Below are 19,072 nucleotides of genomic sequence, written 5' to 3' on the forward strand. Positions count from 1 at the left end.
AGTATTTGAGGGTGTGCAACCGCAGTTTGCAGACTGTCCTTCTTAACGGAATTATTAGCCCTCATCAGGATCAAAGGTGTCTTCGTCATAGTAGTTGATGATGGTGTAAACCTTGGGCGTGCCGCGAACAGTTTGAACTTTCACATCGACGATATATGCCAACTCGTGCCATTGTTTAGAGAAGCGAGCATCCCCCGCCAGCATTGCCTTCTTGACGGCATGGTTCTCAAAAATGACTTTGATCGGAGTCGAGCTGATGCTTTCGATAATGGCTCTATCTCCGGTGCTAGTCCCATCAGTAAATTTTGTTTGGCTCCAGATCATTACTCTCTTTCGCTGAATATGATCATCGGGTTCGTCCAGTTTCTCTAGCTGACGACGAATGCCGTTTTGTGCAGCGTTGGCTTGCTCAGAGTTAATGAACACCTGATTAATGACGGTGCCGCCTTTTGAGACAGTGAAATTCATCTGCGAACCGCCATCCTTAGCAACTGGCTCCAAGATGTTGTTCCATTGTTTTAGATCTTGTTTTGTTAAATCTTGCGGAGGAGTGCTAATTTTTCCGCCTAACCACTCAACAACTGATCTTGCATAGTCTGCCCATTCTTTCAGCGAGCCACCTTGCCAAAGAAGCGGTACAACCGGAGCAGCTTGAGCAACAAGCTCGACGATGATCGAGCCGGACCTAACATCCTTGATGAACAACTCGGCCCCGATCTGATGTTGTTCGTTCGTTTCATTCTCAACGAATTTCTCGAACTGCTGCGCCACGCCAAGAAGAGAAAGCGTCAGGTCAGTTAGCACGACCGGCTTCTTGTTGTTGATGGTGATTTCTAGTTTGTTGCTGAAATCGAGTTCCAAGATGGGCTCAGACATATGAGTTGTGGGCTAACTTTGATGTAGACGACAAATCAGCCAAAATGGCTGGCTACTTCTGGATAACGTGAACGCACGGTAGGCAAAAAATCATCCAACATCATTGGCTTATCCCTGAATACTGCACACGTGTACAGGCGTAAAAAACCATGAAAGTCGTCGCGCCGCCTTTGGCCCTTCAGTGCCTGCTTGATGGGTGCGCGAGCGTATTCGTTGCCTTTAACTATAGCTTCGAAAAGTAGAAGTTATATCTACATTCGACTCAATATTTTGTATTTTTATATTTAAAAAAAAAGGCGGTGCGCGGCTCAATTCGAAGTTGTCATGCCCCACGCGTGAGTGCTTAAGCCTAATCGCCTCGCAAGGCCGCCAGTACGTTCTCTTGGGGGGCACGCACATTGCCAACAGCAAATTGCTGCAACAGACGGCTGACTTCTTGTGCCCCTTGCACACTGGCATGAATATCGGCCACCACGCGTTGTGTGCGCAAGCGTGCCAGTTGCATGGCCAGCGTGTCGGCCACTTGGTGCACGCCATTCAAAGACACATCACGCGCCAGTTGCGCCATGTGTTGCGCATCGGCTTGCACGTCATGCGGCATGTCGGCGTCTGGCGTTTGCGACCAATGATGCAAGTCGTGCACCAAGCGCTGCGAGATGATGTCGGCTTGTTCGAGAAACAACAAATGACTGATGACTTGCAAGTCATCGGCGCTCGGCGCGTCGTGGACATCAAACTGCCCGCGCAACAGCACGCCACTCAACACTTGGTTGGCCGCACAGGCTTCTGATTCGGTGAATTCACGCCCTGGCGCAACACGCAAGGCGGTGAAAAAATGAATGACCAAGGACCAGAATGTTCGCCAGTCCGCCAGCGCTTCGCTGCTGAGCTGTTGCTTGCACAACTGCTCCAGTTGGTAGACGGCTGGCAAGTCAATGGCAGGGCGACGACGCAACAAAGCCAGCAAGTGACGCTCAAAGGCTGCGCGCACTTGCATAAAACCTCTTAAAACTGGACCATTTCAAAGTCTTCTTTGCGCGCACCGCACTCGGGACACGTCCAATTCATGGGCACTTGCTCCCATGGCGTGCCGGGGGCGATGCCATGGTCAGGCGCACCAGCCTCTTCGTCGTAAATCCAGCCACAAATCAGACACATCCAAGTTTTCGACACAGCATTTCTTTCGTCAACGCATAGAATGAAATGCATTGTATCGACGCCCCATGACGCCAGAAAACACCCCCCTCTCCCACGACGTCACGCTCTCCGACGAAGTCGCCACCGCACCACCTTGTGTGTTGGTGTTCAATGCCAACGACCCCTGTGGTGCGGGCGGCCTCAGTGCCGACGTTTTGGCCAGTGCCTCCGTGGGGGCACACGCACTGCCCGTAGTCACCGGTGCCTACATGCGTGACACGGCTGAAATTTTTGACCACATCGCCTTTGACGAAGAGGCTGTGACCGAGCAAGCGCGAAGCGTGCTCGAAGATGTGAGCGTACAGGTCATCAAGGTGGGCTTTTGCGGCAACCCAGAAAATCTGAGTGCGATTGCAGAAATCACCACCGACTACGCCGAGGTGCCCGTGGTGGCCTACATGCCCAATTTGTCGTGGTGGGAAGACGAACACATCGACGCTTACTTAGACGCATTTCGTGAACTCATCCTGCCGCAGACCACGGTGCTGGTGGGCAACCACAACACCTTGTGGCGCTGGCTGCTGCCCGACTGGGACCAAACACGCAGCCCCGGCCCGCGTGACTTGGCGCGCGCCGCAGCCGACATGGGCGTGCCCTATGTGTTGGTGACCGGCATCAACCACCCCGACCAGCAAGTGGAGAACGCGTTGGCCACGGCACACACCGTGATGGTGAGCGAACGCTTTGAACGCTTTGACGCAGTGTTCGCCGGTGCCGGTGACACCTTGAGCATCACCTTGGCGGCGTTGCTGGCCACAGGCACCGACCTGGAAGCGGCCACCCACGAAGCCCTGCACTTTCTTGACCAAAGCCTCAACAGTGGTTTTCGACCTGGCATGGGCCATGTGTTACCAGACCGTTTGTTTTGGGCCGAGGTCGACGACGAAGACAACGACGACGGTGAAGAACGCCCCGCCACGGCAGAAGATTTCTCGCTGCCACGCTTTGAAACCAAACATTGAAAGCAAGATTGACCATGACTGATCGCAACCAAGAATTGTTTGACCGTGCTGCCCGTGTGATTCCCGGTGGTGTGAACTCGCCTGTGCGCGCATTCCGTGCCGTGGGCGGCACACCCCGTTTTGTGCAGCGCGCACAAGGCGCGTATTTCTGGGATGCCAACGGCAAAAAATACATCGACTACATCGGCTCTTGGGGCCCCATGATCTTGGGTCACGGCAACCCCGTGGTGCTGGAAGCGGTGCAAAAAGCAGCGTTGGATGGTTTCTCGTTTGGCGCGCCCACCGAGCGTGAGATTGAGTTGGCAGAAGCCATCCTCGCGCAAGTGCCATCGATGGAGATGGTGCGCTTGGTCAGCTCGGGCACCGAAGCGGGCATGAGTGCCTTGCGTCTGGCGCGTGGCGCCACCGGCCGCAGCAAGATCATCAAGTTCGAAGGCTGCTACCACGGCCATGCCGATGCCTTGCTGGTCAAAGCGGGTTCGGGCCTGGCCACCTTTGGCAACCCCACCAGCGCCGGTGTGCCACCCGAGGTGGTGCAGCACACCTTGGTGCTGGAGTACAACAACATCCCGCAATTGGAAGAAGCGTTTGCCTTGCATGGCAAAGAGTTGGCGTGTTTGATGATTGAGCCCATCGCAGGCAACATGAACTTTGTGCGGGCCTCGGTGCCTTTCATGCAGCGTTGCCGCGAACTGTGCACTCAGTACGGCGCGCTGTTGGTGTTTGACGAAGTGATGACTGGTTTTCGCGTGGCCTTGGGCAGCGCCCAAAGCGTTTACGCCAAAAGCATTCCTGGCTTCAAGCCCGACATCACGGTGTTGGGCAAGGTCATCGGCGGGGGCATGCCGCTGGCTGCGTTTGGTGGCCCACGCGCCATCATGGAACAACTCGCCCCTACCGGCCCGGTGTACCAAGCGGGCACCTTGAGTGGCAACCCCGTGGCCACGGCCTGCGGTCTGGCCACGCTGAAAGAAATTTCTAAACCTGGTTTCTGGGATGCATTGAGTGCGCGCACGCGCAGCTTGGTTGATGGCTTGAGCGCTGCTGCCGCACAAGCCGGCGTTCCCTTCAGCGCCGACTGCGAAGGCGGCATGTTTGGCTTCTTCTTGTTGCCCGAGTTGCCCCAGAACTACGCCAAGGTGATGACCAGCGACAGCCCACGGTTCAACCAGCTGTTCCATGGTTTGCTGGACCGTGGTGTCTACATCGCACCCGCGTTGTACGAAGCGGGCTTCGTGAGTGCCGCCCACACGCAGGCTGATATTGCAGAAACGGTAGCCGCTGCAGCGGCAGTCTTCCAACGATTGGGGTCCGTCACACGCTGAGACGGACATCGTCTTGGCACCTTGGCGACACAGATAAGCTAAGGTTTACGCGGATGGTCAGTGACCACTTCATGGCATACATTGCACAGCACTTAAGCCATGGAGTACCGATGAAAAAATTTGCCATCCAACCACTCGCCTCGCTGTTGACCACCACGCTCAGCCTGCTGCTGGGCCTGCAATTGCTGAGCGCTCCTGCGCAAGCCGCACCATCGGGCCCTCCCATCAAGGTGGGCGGCACACTGGCCTTGACCGGTCCCTTGTCGGCCACGGCCATGGTGCACAAGCTGGTGGGCGAGATCTACATTGAGCAACTCAATAAAAAGAATGGTTTGCTCGGTCGTCCCGTGGAATGGGTCCTCAAGGATGACCAATCCAAACCCGACCTGGCACGTACCTTGTACGAACAAATCGTCACGGTCGATAAAGCCGACTTGTTGATTGGCCCTTATGCCACCGCCAACATTTTGTCGGCCATGGGTGTGGCGCAGCGCTACAACAAAATTTTGATTCACCACACGTTTGGTATTCCAAGCTTGGCCAAGTACGACATGCAGTTCCCCACTTGGGCCACGGGCGTGGACCCCGCCACCACGGGTCCCAACCTGGTGTTCGATGCGCTGGCCGCTGGCCCCAAGCCACCCAAGACGATTGCCATCGTGACATCGAAGTTTCCTTCGGTGCACTTCATGTCGGTGGGCGCACGTGAAATCGCCAAGAAGCGTGGCCTCACCGAAGTGCTCTACCTCGAATGGGATTTTGGCAACCGTGACTTCGGCGCCATTGCCAGCCGTTTGAAAGAAGCCAAGCCCGACTTCATTTGGGGTGGCGTGATTGCGCTGGAAGGCGTGTTGCTGCTGGATGCGATGAAGAAGATCGACTACCCCGCACCACAGATGTTCCACTTCCTGCCCTCACCCGGCCCGATGCTGAAAACACCCGATGCCAAGAACGCATTGGCCATGACCATCTTTGAACAACACGCACCGATGACCAGCAACACTGGGGCCGCAGAGTTCGCGAAGATCTTCAACGAACGCGCTGCCAAAGCAGGTTTACCCGACACCTTTGTGGACACCCAAGCCGCTGCATCGTTTGCCGCCTGGCAAGTGCTTGAAGCAGCAGTCACCGCCACCAAGAGCTTGGATGACCGCACCTTGGCCATTTGGCTCAAGAAGAACACCGTCAACACCATCGAAGGCCCGATGCGCTTTGACGGCGTGAACAACTACGGCGATGACGTGAGCAAGATCAAACAAGTGCAAAACGGCGAATGGGTCGTGGTGTGGCCCAAGGCCTATGCCAAGCCTGGCGTCAAGATGTTGGCTCCTTGAGGCTTGAACCCTGCATGCAGTTTCCTAGTTTTGAGTTACTCGGACAGTCTCTGCTGTCCGGCCTGTTCATCGGCGGTTTGTACGGTTTGTTAGGGTTGGGCTTGAGCTTGTCCTGGGGCATGCTCAAGCAAATCAACCTGGCGCACTTTGCCTTGTCGTTCTTTGGGGCTTACCTGACGTACCAGCTCTCGGTGAGCTTTGGCATCGACCCCTTGGTGACCTTGGTCATCGTGGCACCGGGGTTCTTTGTGGTCGGCATGGCCATGCACTGGGTGTTTGCACGCTTCAAGGTCACGCCCTTTAACTCCCTGTTGGTGACCTTTGGCATCACGGTGGTGATTGAGAGCGTGATTCAGTGGCTGTGGACCGCCGACTACCGCAAGCTGGAGTCGCATTACGCAGACATCAAGTTCAAGGTCGGTGTGATGTACATCCCCCTGCCTGAATTGTTGACCTTGTTGATCTCGGTCGCCCTGGCTTTGGCCACCTGGGCAGTGCTGCGCTACACCTCGGTGGGCAAGGCGATGCGTGCCATGTCGGAGAACCCCAAGATGGCCGCTGCCTTTGGCGTCAACGAACCCATGCTGGCCTTGCTGCTGTCTGGTGCAGCATCGGCCTTTGCGGGTGTGGCGGGCGCGTGTTTGGCTTTGAGCTACACCTTGGCCCCTTCGCAAATTTATGCATGGATTGGCGTGGTGTTTTCTGCCGTGATGATTGGCGGCTTGGGCAACCCCTTGGGGCCCTTGGTCGCAGGCATTGTGATTGGCATGTCGGAAGCCGCCACCATGGCCATCACGGCACCCGCGTGGGCACCTTTGGTGTCTTTCTCGTTGTTGATCTTGGTGCTCTTGTTGCGTCCCGGAAAGATTTGAATGAACAAGCGGCTGATCTGGACTTTTGTGCTGGTGGGTTTGGGTTTGGCGGCCTTGCCGTTGCTCAAGCTGCCCGCGTTTTATGAATCGTTTCTGTACCTGATTTTTCACTGGGTGGTCTTGGCCACCTCATGGAATATTTTGTCGGGCTACTCGGGCTATTTTTCGTTTGGCCATGGGGCCTTTTTTGGTTTGGGCATCTACACCACCGCGGTGTTGAGCGGCAAACTCGATTGGCCCTTCCTCTACACCTTGCCGTTTGCAGCACTGGTGCCTGCGCTGTTTGGTGTGGGCTTGGGCGCGGTGGTGTTCAGGTTGCGGCGCTTGCGCGGCGAGCTGTTTGGCTTGCTCACGCTGGCCGTGACCTTTGTGTTGGCAACCATCATCTTGAACACCCCCATCGACGGCGGACCTGGTGTGTATCTGTCGGCAGTGCCGGTGCCTGAGATTGGGCCCTCACCCTCTGCCACCTTCTACCTGTTGGCTTTGGCCTTGATGATGGCGACGCTGTGGATCGCTTGCTATGTGTTTTATGCACGTCTGGGCTCGGGCTTGTTTGCCATCCATGACGACGAAGACGTGGCCGAAGTGCAGGGCATTCCCACCCTGCGCTACAAGTTGTTGGCTCTCGGCCTGTCATGCGCTTTGGCTGGTGTGGCGGGGGGCATTCATGCCATCTTTTTGTCGTATGTCACCGCCGGTGAAGTGTTCAACATCTTGGTGCCCCTGAACGTGGTGTTGATGAGCGTGTTGGGTGGCTCTCGCCACTGGTTTGGTCCGGCAGTTGGGGCCACGGTCATCACCGCATTGCTATACGCCTTCACCGCTGGCGACTACGCCATCTTGGGCCGTGGTGCCATTGGTGTGATTTTGATTGTGGTGATTTTGTTCATGCCCGATGGCATCTTGGGGCAGATCTTGAAGCGCTTCAAACGCGCGCGCAAACCCGCACCGCTGCCAGCAGCTGTCGCCCCTTCGATGATTGAGGTACGCGGGGCCGCTGGGGACGACTTGTTGCGTATCGAAGGCGTGTGCAAATCGTTCAGCGGCATCCATGCCTTGTCCGATGTGAGTTTGACGGTCAAGCGCGGGGAGATTTTGGGTTTGGTGGGCCCCAATGGTTCCGGCAAATCGACCATGGTCAACGTGATCAGTGGCCTGTTCAAACCCGAAGCAGGTCGCATTGTGTTTCAAGGCGAAGACCTGATCCCCTTGCCCTCGTACCGCGCGGCCCATGCCGGTATTGCACGCACCTACCAAATTCCGCGCCCCTTCGCCAACCTCACGGTGCTAGAGAACGCCACCTTGGCCGGCATGTTTGGTGGGCCTCAGTTGCCACGCAAAGCGGCGGCGGCACAAGCCATGTACTGGCTCGAATTTGTGGGACTGGCCGACCGCGCACGCGCGCTGCCGTCTGAGCTCAATTTGCACCAGCGCAAATTTTTGGAGTTGGCACGTGCGTTGTCGTCGTCACCCCGCTTGGTGTTGCTCGACGAGGTGCTGGCCGGTTTGACACCGTCTGAGATCAACCACGCTATCAGCTTGGTGCGTGAGATCCGCGAACGCGGCTCGACCATCATCTTCATTGAACACAATATGCGCGCTGTGGTGGAGTTGTGCGACCGCTTGATCGTGCTCAACCAAGGTCAGGTGATTGGCAATGGCCTGCCACGTGACGTGATGGTCCAGCCTGCTGTGGTGAACGCTTACCTGGGAACTGCCCATGCTTGAGACACAACCCATCCTGCAAGCCGAGGCACTGCACGTGTCGTATGGCGATGCCCCTGCGTTGTGGGGTGTCGACTTTCATGTCAACGAAGGCGAGCTGGTCTCCATCGTCGGCCCCAACGGGGCAGGCAAAACCACCTTGATGAACACGGTGATGCGCTTGCAACCCGTGCGCTCTGGCAAGCTGGTGTTTCGCGGCGAAGACGTGACGGGCTTGACCGCCAGCCAGATGTGCAACCGCGATGTGTCCATCGTGCCCGAGGGCCGTTTGTTGTTTGGCGGCATGACGGTGGAAGAAAACCTCGACATGGGCTGCTACCGTCCCTATGCACGTCCCTTGCGCGCCGACACCATGGCGCGTGTGTATGACATGTTCCCCATCCTCAAGGAACGCCGCACACAACTGGCAGGCACGCTGTCAGGGGGCCAACAACAGATGGTGGCCTTTGGCCGGGCCTTGATGGCACACCCCAAATTGCTGCTGATTGACGAGCCCTCGCTGGGCTTGTCACCCCTTGTGGTGCAACAGGTGTTTGAAGCCATTGCCGACATCCACCGCAGTGGCGTGTCGATTTTGTTGATCGAACAAAACGCCGTCCTCGCTCTCAATGTCGCACAACGGGCCTATGTGCTCGAAGGTGGGCGCATTGTGAGCACGGGTGACCCGCAAGATCTGATGACCCAGCCCCATATCCGTCAAGCGTATTTGGGTGAGAGCGTATAAACCACGAAGGAGATTCCTATGTCGTTTGGCAAAGTGAGTGATCTGGCCTTTGGCCGCTTGCAGTCCCCCAGCCTGGATCAGGCCGAAGAGTTTCTGACCAATTTTGGGTTGCACCGGGCTGAACGCACCAAAGACGCTTTGTACATGCGGGGCACCGACCCTAACCACCACTTGCATGTGACGCACTTGGGGCCTTCCAAATTCATTGGCCTGTCCTTTTTGGTCGACAACATCGATGAGCTGAAGAAATTCACCAAGATTTCTGGCGCGACGGGTATTGAGCATGTGGACGAACCCGGTGGCGGCCAACGCGTGCGCCTCACCGACCCCTTGGGGTATCAGATCGAGTTGATCTGCGGCATGCAGCAACTCGACGCACTGCCGGTGCGCAAAGCCATCCTCAACACGGGCGACAACAAGTACAACCGAGCTGGCAAATTGATGCGCTTGCCGGCTGGCCCGTCACATGTCAAACGTGCGGCGCACGCGGTGCTGATGACGCCGAACGCCAATTCCAAAATTCAGTGGTACCGCGACGTGTTGGGCTTGGTCTGCTCGGACGAGGTGTATGCGGGCAGCAAAGACAACATCATTGCCTCGTTCAACCGAGTGGACAAAGGCGAAACCTATGTCGACCACCACATCTTTTTGTTGATCGACGGCCCCACCACCGGCCTGAACCATTTGTCGTTTGAAGCCCAAGACATTGACGACATCATGCTGGGTCACCAGCACTTGGTGAAGGCCAACAAATACGAGCACGTATGGGGCATTGGCCGCCACGTGTTGGGCAGCCAGGTGTACGACTACTGGAAAGACCCCTGGGGTCGCGTGCATGAGCACTGGACCGACAGCGATGTGCTCAACAACAGCTACGCCACGCAAAGCCATGCGGCCGAGGATGGCTTGAACTCGCAATGGGGCGAAGCCGTGCCACACGCCTTCATCACCCACGCGATTCCCTGAGTTTTTTGGTTTTACCCACACAAAGGATTGCCCATGTTCAAGCCTCAAACTTCTTGCGCGCATGCTGCCTGGTCGTGCATGGCCTGCCAGCCCAACAGCGCTAACGCGCACGCCGCTGACCGCCGCCAATTGCTCAAAGGCCTAGGGGGCTTGGGGCTGTTTGGCTCCTTGGGTTTGGCCGGTGCGCCTGTGGCCGCGCAAAGCAGCATGGGCTTGATCGACACCCACCACCACTTCTATCCTCCGGCCTACCAAAAGGCCTGGTTTGACTGGGAAGACAAACGCAACATCCCACACTTCTCCCAGCAAGAGAAATGGACACGCGAAGGTGCGGTGGCAGACATGGACAAAGCCGGCGTGAAAAAAGCCATGCTCTCCATGGCCTCTACCCCAGGCGTGTGGTTTGATTTGCCGCTTGCTGAGATCAACCAGATGGTGCGCACTGTCAACGACTACGGCGCTCAAATGGTGAAGGATTTCCCAGGTCGCTTTGGTTTGTTTGCCGCACTCACCATGGTGGACGTGGAGAGCACACTGAAAGAAATTGCCTATGCGTTTGACGTGCTCAAAGCCGATGGCGTGGGCATTCAAACCAACTACGGCGACAAATGGCCGGGTCACCCCGACTTTGCGCCGATCTTTCAAGAACTCAACCGCCGCAAAGCCTTGGTGTATTTCCACCCCTTGGCCGCCAACTGCTGTGGGCGCTTGAACACAGGCACTTTCCCTGCGGTGATTGAGGTGCCGCATGACACCACACGTGCCGTGGTCAACCTGCTGTTGAGCGGCAGCTTTGTGAAGTTCCGCGACATCCAGTGGTTGTTCTCGCACGGCGGCGGCACCATCCCCATGCTGGCAGGGCGCATCAACTTCTTCCACCGCAATGCCAAAAACATTGCCGATGTGGCGCCCAACGGCATCGAGGCCGAACTCAAACGCCTCTACTACGACACCGCCAACGCGACACACCCCTCATCGATGGCGAGTTTGCTCAAGCTGGTGCCCTCGTCGCAGGTGGTGTACGGCAGCGACTACCCCTACGTGGCGATGGACACCCAGGCCACTGCGCTCACGCAACTGGGGCTGGAGCCCAAAGTGCTGCAAGAGATTCAGCACCTCAACGCTGAGCGACTGCTCAAACGGCCCTGAGGCGCCCCAACTAGAATAGGGGCACCCACACACAGCCAACCGGCTGTGACCGGTGAGCACCCACGCATGCACCACGCATGCGTGACAGGTGCGGTCTATCAAGAAGTTCCCCCATGAAAAAAACATTCCAACTCCATGTGGAAGGCAAGCACCCTGAGCGCTTGCTGGAAGCCATCAAGCACGAGATTCGCAAATACGTCAAACGCGAGCGTCGCCGTGACTTGCCCGAGGGTGTGGATTTTTGGGATTTCGATTGCAAGTTTGGCGCCACCCAAGAGACCGCCGAGGTGGTGCATCTCAACGACATCACCGTGCGCATGGACGAAGTGGCCCTTGCCCAAGGCACGCAGTGCTATGTGGAAATTTTGGCCAAACACGGGGTGCGCAAGCCGCGCGCTGTGGGCGATGAAGCGGCCCCCCACACACCCCACGAAGAAGACAACGACTGACGCGCCGCCGCGCGCTCTTCGCGCTTGCGTCAGGCGTCAGAAGGCCCAGCCTGTTTGGCGGCGGCTCTGAGCTTGTCTTTCTTGCTCGGTCGCTTGCCTTTGATGCCCCCATTGCCATCGATCAACACAGGCACGGGCACAGGCGCATCGGTGGGTTCAAAACCTTCGATGTGTTCGAGCGGCAGTTGAATACGCTCACGTTTTTGAATCAGCTGCCAATGCGCCAACGATGACGCGGTGACAAAACTCACCGCCACGCCGCTGGCCCCGGCACGGCCGGTGCGGCCAATGCGGTGGGTGTAGTCGGTAGCGGAGCGCGGCAAGTCGTAATTCACCACCACGGGCAAGTTGGCAATGTCGATGCCGCGTGAGGCCAAGTCGGTGGTGACCAGCACCTCCCAGCGCTCTTCTTTGAACTCAGCCAACACCTCTTGGCGTGCGCCTTGGCTCATCTCGCCATGCAGCGCGCTGGCAAACACACCCGCTTGGTAGAGCTTGTTGGCCACATGCTCACAGGCATAGCGGGTGGCCACAAACACCAGCACGCGGCTCCAGCTGTGCTCTTTGATCAGGTGACGCAGCAAGGGCGTGCGTTTTTTCTCGTTCACGGCAACGGCACGTTGCGCAATGTCGGGCGCGTGTTCTTCGGTAGTGGCGATGGTGATGCGCGCAGGCTGATGCAACAAAGCCTCTGCCAAGCTTTGCACGTCGGGCGCAAACGTGGCAGAGAACAACAGGTTTTGTCGCTGGGAGGGCAGCAGTGCCAACACGCGTTGGAGTTCGTCTGCAAAGCCCAGGTCGAGCAAGCGGTCGGCTTCGTCGAGCACCAGATGCTTGACTTGACCCAAGTGCAATGCGTTGTGGTCCACCAGATCAAGCAAACGTCCGGGGGTGGCCACCACCACATCAGCACCGCTGCGCAAACTCATCATTTGGGGGTTGATGGACACCCCACCAAACACCGTGCCTACTTTGATGGACTGTGTGAGGGGTCGCGCTATGTCGCGCAGCACCTCGCTGACTTGCGTGGCCAGTTCGCGTGTGGGCACCAGCACCAACACTTGGGTGATGCGTTTTTGGGGCGCTTCATCACGCGACGCGGCGGTGGTCATGAGGAGTTGCAACACGGGCAACACATAGGCCAATGTTTTGCCAGAGCCTGTTTGGGCTTGGGCCAACACATCGCGGCCTTGCAGCACGCATGGGATGGCCTCGGCCTGGATGGGTGTGGGCTGGTCAAAGCCCTGTGTCGCTGTGGCTTGGCACAGCGTAGCGTTCAGACCGAGGGGTTCAAAACTCACTGGCGGCGATCAATGGCGGAAGTGGCGCACGCCGCTGAACACCATGGCCACGCCACGTTCGTTGGCCGCGTCAATCACCTCTTGGTCGCGCATGGAGCCACCGGGCTGGATGACGCAGGTGGCACCTGCATCCACCACCACGTCGAGGCCATCGCGGAACGGGAAGAAAGCATCACTCGCCACGGCCGTGCCCTTGAGCGACAAGCCGGCATGCTCGGCCTTGATGCTGGCAATGCGGGCTGAGTCAAGGCGGCTCATTTGGCCTGCACCCACGCCCATGGTCATGCCATTGGCGCAAAACACGATGGCGTTGCTCTTGACGTATTTGCCGACCTTCCAGGCGAACAATAAGTCTTGCAGTTGCTGGGGGGTGGGCTGAAGCTTTGTCACCACTTTCAAGTCACTCAAGGCCAGCTCGTGGTTGTCGGCACTTTGGATCAGCAAGCCTGAACCAATGCGTTTGATGTCTTGCGTGTTGCGGCCTGCATCGGTACCTGCCAAAGGAATTTCCAATACGCGCACATTGGCCTTGGCTTTGAAAATCTCCAAGGCCTCGGCGCTGTAGCCGGGTGCCATGAGCACTTCGACAAACTGTTTGCTCACGGCTTCAGCCGCTGCTTTGTCCACCGGACGGTTGAAGGCAATGATGCCGCCAAACGCGGAGGTGGGGTCGGTTTGGAAGGCCTTGCTATAGGCCTCTAGCGCATCTTTGCCAACAGCCACGCCGCAGGGGTTGGCGTGCTTGACGATGACGCAGGCCGGAGCGTCAAAACTCTTGACGCATTCCCACGCCGCATCGGCATCGGCGATGTTGTTGTAGCTCAGCTCTTTGCCTTGCAGTTGTTTGGCCGTGACCAAAGAGCCCGCCGCAGGGTGCAGGTCACGGTAAAAGGCTGCGGTTTGGTGCGGGTTCTCACCGTAGCGCAAGTCTTGCAGCTTGACGAACTGGCTGTTGCTTTGGGCGGGGTATGCGTTGCGCTCAGGGACGCTGGCACCTTCTTGGAAATTGATGCTGGAGAGGTAGTTGCTAATGGCCCCGTCGTAGTTGCTGATGCGGTTGAACGCAGCAACAGACAAGGCAAAGCGCGTGGCGTCTGACAACTTTTTCGAAGCTTTCAACTCGGCCAGCACCGCAGGGTATTGCGACGCGTCGGTCAATACGGCCACATCTTTCCAGTTCTTGGCGGCACTGCGCACCATGGCAGGCCCGCCGATGTCGATGTTTTCAATCGCATCTTCCAGCGTGCAACCGGGCTTGGCCACGGTGGCTTCAAACGGGTACAGGTTGACCACCAACAAGTCGATGGTGTCGATGTGGTGTGCCTTCAAAGCCGCCATGTGCTCGGGCGTGTCACGGCGTGCCAGCAAACCACCGTGCACTTTGGGGTGCAGGGTTTTGACACGGCCATCCAGCATTTCGGGGAACCCGGTGACTTCTGCCACCTCGGTCACAGGCAAGCCTTGTTCGGCCAACAACTTGGCGGTGCCACCGGTAGAGATCAGGCCAATGCCCAAATCGTGCAAGGCACGCGCGAGGTCGACGATGCCGGTTTTGTCTGAGACGGAAATGAGTGCTTGCATGAGAAGGCTTATTTGAGAAGTTTGTGATCGAGAAGTTTTTTACGCAGCGTGTTGCGGTTCAGGCCCAGCCATTCAGCGGCACGCGATTGGTTGTGCTCGGCGTGGTGCATCACCACTTCAAGCAAAGGTTTTTCCACCACCCGCACCACCATGTCGTGCAGGTTGTCGGGCTCAGTGCCACGCAAGTCTGTGAAATAAGTTTCGAGGCTGGCACGTACCACCTCTTCAATGTGTTTTTTGCTCATGCAACGCTTTCTAACAGGGGCAAAGAGTCGGTCATCGCTTGCGGCAAACGTTCATGACGCTCGGCCAAATCGTCCAAAAAATCGGCCACAGCATGATGCTGGGACGCGCTGTCTTCCAAGCTGTTCATGCGCTGGCGAAACGCCTCACCACCCGGCAGACTGCGCAGGTACCAGGCAATGTGTTTGCGTGCGGTTCGCACGCCGGTGTACTCGCCATACAAGACGTAGTGTTCGTCCAGATGCGCCAGCAAGAGGCGACGCACCTCGGCCACCAAGGGCGGGGCCAAGTACTCGCCCGTGGCCAGGTAGTGCGCAATTTCACGGAATATCCAAGGACGCCCTTGGGCGGCACGCCCCACCATCAAGGCATCCGCGCCGGTGAGTTTCAAAACTTCTTGCGCCTTTTCGGGCGAGTCAATGTCGCCATTGGCGACTACCGGAATATGTACCGCTTGCTTGACTGCGGCAATGGTGTCGTACTCGGCCAAGCCTTTGTAGCCTTGCTCGCGGGTACGCCCGTGCACCGTGAGCATTTGCACACCTGCGCCCTCGGCCGCACGTGCCAGGTTGACGGCATTCTTGTGTTGTTGGCACCAACCGGTGCGCATCTTCAAGGTCACGGGTACGCCATGGGGAAGTGCCGCAGCCACCACCGCCTCGACGATCGAGAGCGCCAGCGGCTCGTCTTGCATCAAGGCCGAGCCCGCCCACTTGTTGCACACCTTCTTGGCCGGGCAACCCATGTTGATGTCAATGATTTGCGCCCCGCGCTCAATGTTGTAGGTCGCAGCCTCGGCCATCATGGCCGCGTCAGTGCCTGCAATTTGCACAGCAATCGGCCCGCTCTCGCCTGTGTGGTCAGCACGACGCGAGGTCTTGAGCGTCTTCCAAAGATCTTTGCGAGACGTCACCATCTCGCTCACCGCATAGCCCGCCCCCAACTGCTTGCACAGCATGCGAAAGGGCCGGTCGGTGACGCCAGCCATCGGCGCGACAAACAGATTGTTTGCCAATGGATAAGGGCCAATGTGCATTTGCGAGGGAGGGGGAAAGAAGGGGGGGGGATTGCCGAAAAAGGAGGCACGATTGTAGCTGCCTGAAATTTCAGCAACTGAAAGTTTAGCGTCAATTTTTGTCAGGGTTTTTGCCGCTTGCAGGGCTCTATACACTTGGTGCGATGGAAGTTTGGATGCACTCTTTGCTGGCCGCCTTGGCCTTGCCCGAATTCGGCTTGAGCACGGTGTTTGTGGTCTGCTTGGTCTCGGCCACCTTGTTGCCCATGGGTTCAGAGCCCGTGGTGTTTGGGCTGGTCAAACTCAATCCAGATTTGTTTTGGCCGGCTGTGTTGGTGGCCACCGCAGGCAACACTGTGGGCGGCTGCATCAGTTGGTGGATGGGGCGTGGTGCGCACAAGGTGCGTGACAAGCTCAAACCCAACAGCAGCACCCACGATGCACGTGCCTTGCGTTGGCTACAAAAGCTGGGTCCTAAAGCCTGCTTGCTGAGTTGGGTGCCCGGTGTGGGCGACCCGCTGTGTGCGGTAGCAGGCTGGTTGCGACTGCCGTTTTGGCCGTGCGTGGGCTACATGGCCGTCGGCAAATTTTTTCGCTATCTGGTGATGACCGCTGGCCTGCTGTGGGTGTTTCCACAGCATTGGGCGGTAGGCTAAAAACACGCTTCCAGCATATACTTTGGTATCTACCATTTCCAATGGAGGTCCACCATGTCCCAAACCGCCAAACTTTTCGTCAATGGCCGCAGTCAAGCGGTAAGGCTGCCAGCCGCCTACAGGTTTGACACCCCCGAAGTCTTCATTCGCAAAGACCCAGTGACTGGGGATGTCATCCTCTCGCGCCGACCCAAGGATTGGAGCGGCTTTTTGGCAGCAACAGAGAACGTCCAAGTGCCAAAGGATTTCCTGAGCACCGCTGAGCGGCTGACACAAGGCCACAGCGACAAACCAGAGCGCGATCCATTTGCATCTGTGCCAGAAAACTTAGGCCATTGAGCCAACGTATGACAGCGCTTTATTTGTTAGACACCAACACGGTCAGTCACCTCATCAAACGCCACCCGCAAGTCACGCAACGCTTGTTGGCTGTTCCGATGCATCAGGTGTGCATATCAGCGATCACGGCAGGTGAGCTGGCGTTTGGTCTGGCAAAACGTCCTGAAGCTGTGGCACTGAAGGCGGCCGTGGACGAGTTTTTGCGTCGAGTGGAAGTAATGCCATGGGACGAAGCCGTGGCACAAACCTACGGCACACTGCGCGCGCATCTGCAAAGCCAAGGCACGCCCCTGGCTGCACTGGATATGCAGATTGCGGCGCATGCGTTGCATCTGAATGCAATATTGGTTAGCAATGACAGAGCTTTTGCTCAAGCCACTGATCTATTGGTGGAAGACTGGACAAGTCACAACTAACCTTTCCCTTATTCGCCCATTTACGATCATTTGCACCCATCAGGTAATCTTCTTGACCACGTCACCAGCCAAACTATCGCGTGCCTTTTATGGGGCAAGCATTGCTGACTTCGTTCATTCGGAACACAACTTAGTGCTTGGTCGCATTACTGAAAATAGTGGCTTCTCCATCGAAACAACGCAACGAGATGCGTGGCGCTCGCAAATCACCATTCTTCAACACGAGCTTTTGTCATTTACTGGCAGAGGTTGGGTGTTCTTTGAGTTTTCTGTTCCCCGACTTGGCAAACGCATTGACGTTTTAGCTTTGATCGATCACGTCATTTTTGTGATCGAGTTCAAAGTCGGAGAAAGTATTTTCAATCGTTCTGCAATTGATCAAGTGTGGGACTATGCACTCGATCTGAAGAACTTTCATGAAACGAGTCACCACTGCATGATCGCGCCGCTGTTGGTTGCGACAAATACCAGGAACGTGAATGGCGTTGTGTCTGTAAGCCACCACAACGATGGCGTTCTTGAGCCAATCAACACATCGCCTGAGTTTTTAAAAGACACGATCAACACAGTTTTACAACTTAGCACAGGAGTTGGAATTGACGCATCGGTATGAGAGAGTGGACGCTACCGCCCTACGCCCACGATCATCGAAGCCGCTTCAGCGCTCTACGGCAACCATTCGGTGGCCGAGCTGTCGCGCAGCGAAGCTGGGGAAAAGAATTTGGCCAAAACGTCCGTGGCAATTGGTCATCTCATTACTGAAGCTCAAGCCAATCGTAAAAAAGCTATTTGTTTTGTAACAGGCGTTCCCGGCGCGGGAAAAACATTGGTTGGGTTAGATGTCGCTACCAAGCATATGGACGCTGGAAGTGATTTGCACAGTGTTTACCTGTCCGGCAATGGGCCTCTGGTTTCTATTTTGAGAGAAGCTTTGACCCGGGACGAGGTGGCTCGCAAGAAAGTGATTGGTCAAAAGCTTCGCAAAGGTGAAGCGCGCAAAGCAGTAGATGCATTTATCCAAAACGTGCATCATTTTCGCGATGCCTACCTCTCCGATGAACAACCGCCAGTAGACCATGTGGTTATTTTTGACGAAGCACAACGCGCATGGACCTTGGAACAAACCACACAATTCATGGCTAGGAAAAAGGGACGACCGGACTTCAACCGTTCTGAGCCTGATTTTTTGATTTCATGCTTAGATCGTCACCCAGACTGGTCAGTCGTGGTGTGTCTTGTGGGCGGCGGTCAAGAAATCAACACGGGGGAGGCCGGCATTGGTGAATGGCTGCGCGCGATCAATGATCATTATCCCGACTGGGAAGTTCATATTTCTCCACATCTGCAAGACTCTGAATATGGCGCCGAGGACACACTTGAGATATTGAAAGACAGGCAGAACATCCACTTCAATGAAGATCTGCACCTTGCTGTTTCCATGCGCTCATTTCGCGCTGAGCATGTTTCAACCTTTGTGAAGCATCTCCTAGATCGTCAGAATGAAAATGCACGCGCTGTTTTCCAACAAGTGCAAGCGCGTTACCCTATCGTTATCACACGAGACTTGAACAAAGCTAAACGTTGACTACGAGAGAAAGCGCGTGGTACAGAGCGGTTTGGCATGGTGGTGTCTTCACAAGCGCAACGTTTGAAACCACATGCCATTGATGTCAGGTCTCCGATGGACCCCATTCATTGGTTCTTGGACGACAAAGACGATATCCGCTCGTCCTACTACCTTGAAGATGTTGCTACCGAATTTCACGTTCAAGGACTAGAACTTGACTGGGCTTGTGTTGTTTGGGATGCTGATGAGTTAGCCCCCTGAAAAACAGTCCCGTTGGTATTCCTTAAACTAACAACTAGGAATACGACTATGGATATGACTATGTCTTCAGCAAGGCCCAATCGGGTTGAGGTGGTCACAAGCGTTCAACGG

At 56.5% G+C, this 19,072-nt stretch carries 20 protein-coding genes and 1 pseudogene; 14 read left to right on the forward strand and 7 right to left on the reverse strand.

Going from position 1 to position 19,072, the window contains the following annotated elements; all coding sequences use genetic code 11:
• Positions 1-54: 54 nt before the first annotated feature.
• From B9Z39_RS15255 to B9Z39_RS15265, 3 genes are all read right to left on the reverse strand, one after another.
• Positions 55-861 carry a hypothetical protein gene (locus B9Z39_RS15255; protein WP_199221226.1) on the reverse strand — a complete coding sequence of 269 codons (807 nt, stop codon included), beginning with the start codon at positions 859-861 and terminating at the stop codon, positions 55-57.
• A 364-nt stretch (positions 862-1,225) separates the two neighbouring features.
• The gene (locus B9Z39_RS15260) at positions 1,226-1,873 is read right to left on the reverse strand and encodes a hypothetical protein (protein WP_108302323.1); all 648 of its coding nucleotides are present in this window, start codon (positions 1,871-1,873) and stop codon (positions 1,226-1,228) included.
• Between the two features lie 8 nt (positions 1,874-1,881).
• Complete coding sequence (locus B9Z39_RS15265) at positions 1,882-2,034, reverse strand: rubredoxin (RefSeq protein ID WP_233202528.1); 153 nt, start codon at positions 2,032-2,034, stop codon at positions 1,882-1,884.
• A 65-nt stretch (positions 2,035-2,099) separates the two neighbouring features.
• Between B9Z39_RS15265 and B9Z39_RS15270 the strand changes: the two genes are divergently transcribed.
• From B9Z39_RS15270 to B9Z39_RS15310, 9 genes are all read left to right on the forward strand, one after another.
• On the forward strand, positions 2,100-3,035 hold the full coding sequence (locus B9Z39_RS15270) for a bifunctional hydroxymethylpyrimidine kinase/phosphomethylpyrimidine kinase (protein WP_108302325.1): 936 nt from the start codon (positions 2,100-2,102) through the stop codon (positions 3,033-3,035).
• Positions 3,036-3,049: 14 nt separating this feature from the next.
• Entirely contained in the window at positions 3,050-4,360 is a 1,311-nt protein-coding gene (hemL, locus tag B9Z39_RS15275) for a glutamate-1-semialdehyde 2,1-aminomutase (protein WP_100145718.1), read from the forward strand.
• Between the two features lie 110 nt (positions 4,361-4,470).
• The gene (locus B9Z39_RS15280) at positions 4,471-5,694 is read left to right on the forward strand and encodes an amino acid ABC transporter substrate-binding protein (RefSeq protein ID WP_100145716.1); all 1,224 of its coding nucleotides are present in this window, start codon (positions 4,471-4,473) and stop codon (positions 5,692-5,694) included.
• A 14-nt stretch (positions 5,695-5,708) separates the two neighbouring features.
• Entirely contained in the window at positions 5,709-6,566 is an 858-nt protein-coding gene (locus B9Z39_RS15285) for a branched-chain amino acid ABC transporter permease (RefSeq protein ID WP_100145714.1), read from the forward strand.
• On the forward strand, positions 6,567-8,297 hold the full coding sequence (locus B9Z39_RS15290) for an ATP-binding cassette domain-containing protein (protein ID WP_108302327.1): 1,731 nt from the start codon (positions 6,567-6,569) through the stop codon (positions 8,295-8,297).
• Positions 8,290-9,018: an ABC transporter ATP-binding protein gene (locus B9Z39_RS15295; RefSeq protein WP_199172936.1), complete on the forward strand. Its 729-nt coding sequence runs from the start codon at positions 8,290-8,292 to the stop codon at positions 9,016-9,018. The genes B9Z39_RS15290 and B9Z39_RS15295 overlap by 8 nt, the downstream gene beginning before the upstream one ends.
• An 18-nt stretch (positions 9,019-9,036) precedes the next feature.
• On the forward strand, positions 9,037-9,984 hold the full coding sequence (locus B9Z39_RS15300) for a VOC family protein (protein WP_100145630.1): 948 nt from the start codon (positions 9,037-9,039) through the stop codon (positions 9,982-9,984).
• Positions 9,985-10,017: 33 nt separating this feature from the next.
• The gene (locus B9Z39_RS15305; protein ID WP_199221227.1) at positions 10,018-11,133 is read left to right on the forward strand and encodes an amidohydrolase family protein; all 1,116 of its coding nucleotides are present in this window, start codon (positions 10,018-10,020) and stop codon (positions 11,131-11,133) included.
• Positions 11,134-11,246: 113 nt separating this feature from the next.
• Positions 11,247-11,582, forward strand: a complete 336-nt coding sequence (locus B9Z39_RS15310) for a DUF6172 family protein (protein WP_108302329.1) — start codon at positions 11,247-11,249, stop codon at positions 11,580-11,582.
• 29 nt (positions 11,583-11,611) lie between these two features.
• Here B9Z39_RS15310 and B9Z39_RS15315 read toward each other — a convergent pair whose 3' ends face one another.
• The 4 genes from B9Z39_RS15315 to dusB are packed head-to-tail and all read right to left on the reverse strand — an operon-like array spanning position 11,612 to position 15,743.
• On the reverse strand, positions 11,612-12,883 hold the full coding sequence (locus B9Z39_RS15315) for a DEAD/DEAH box helicase (protein WP_108302331.1): 1,272 nt from the start codon (positions 12,881-12,883) through the stop codon (positions 11,612-11,614).
• Positions 12,884-12,892: 9 nt separating this feature from the next.
• Positions 12,893-14,464, reverse strand: coding sequence for a bifunctional phosphoribosylaminoimidazolecarboxamide formyltransferase/IMP cyclohydrolase (purH, locus tag B9Z39_RS15320; protein WP_108302333.1), 1,572 nt, complete (start codon positions 14,462-14,464; stop codon positions 12,893-12,895).
• An 8-nt stretch (positions 14,465-14,472) separates the two neighbouring features.
• The gene (locus tag B9Z39_RS15325) at positions 14,473-14,709 is read right to left on the reverse strand and encodes a helix-turn-helix domain-containing protein (RefSeq protein WP_100145622.1); all 237 of its coding nucleotides are present in this window, start codon (positions 14,707-14,709) and stop codon (positions 14,473-14,475) included.
• Positions 14,706-15,743 (reverse strand): tRNA dihydrouridine synthase DusB, encoded by a 1,038-nt coding sequence (gene dusB / locus B9Z39_RS15330; protein WP_108302335.1) that lies wholly within the window; start codon positions 15,741-15,743, stop codon positions 14,706-14,708. Before dusB ends, B9Z39_RS15325 begins: the two co-directional genes overlap by 4 nt.
• Before the next feature lie 143 nt (positions 15,744-15,886).
• On the opposite strand from dusB, the gene B9Z39_RS15335 reads away from it, so the two are divergent.
• The 5 genes and pseudogenes from B9Z39_RS15335 to B9Z39_RS15355 all read left to right on the forward strand — a co-directional run bounded on the left by B9Z39_RS15335 (position 15,887) and on the right by B9Z39_RS15355 (position 18,961).
• The gene (locus B9Z39_RS15335; protein WP_108302337.1) at positions 15,887-16,378 is read left to right on the forward strand and encodes a YqaA family protein; all 492 of its coding nucleotides are present in this window, start codon (positions 15,887-15,889) and stop codon (positions 16,376-16,378) included.
• A gap of 54 nt (positions 16,379-16,432) precedes the next feature.
• Entirely contained in the window at positions 16,433-16,717 is a 285-nt protein-coding gene (locus B9Z39_RS15340; protein WP_100145616.1) for an antitoxin, read from the forward strand.
• 8 nt (positions 16,718-16,725) lie between these two features.
• Positions 16,726-17,133, forward strand: coding sequence for a type II toxin-antitoxin system VapC family toxin (locus tag B9Z39_RS15345; RefSeq protein WP_108302339.1), 408 nt, complete (start codon positions 16,726-16,728; stop codon positions 17,131-17,133).
• A gap of 52 nt (positions 17,134-17,185) precedes the next feature.
• A complete protein-coding gene (locus B9Z39_RS16935) occupies positions 17,186-17,746 on the forward strand; it encodes a hypothetical protein (RefSeq protein ID WP_146183347.1) in 561 nt (186 codons plus the stop codon).
• Between the two features lie 123 nt (positions 17,747-17,869).
• Positions 17,870-18,961: pseudogene (locus tag B9Z39_RS15355) on the forward strand (DUF2075 domain-containing protein).
• Positions 18,962-19,072: the final 111 nt, after the last annotated feature.

The sequence above is a fragment of the Limnohabitans sp. JirII-29 genome, assembly GCF_003063395.1.
Taxonomy (GTDB): domain Bacteria; phylum Pseudomonadota; class Gammaproteobacteria; order Burkholderiales; family Burkholderiaceae_C; genus Limnohabitans.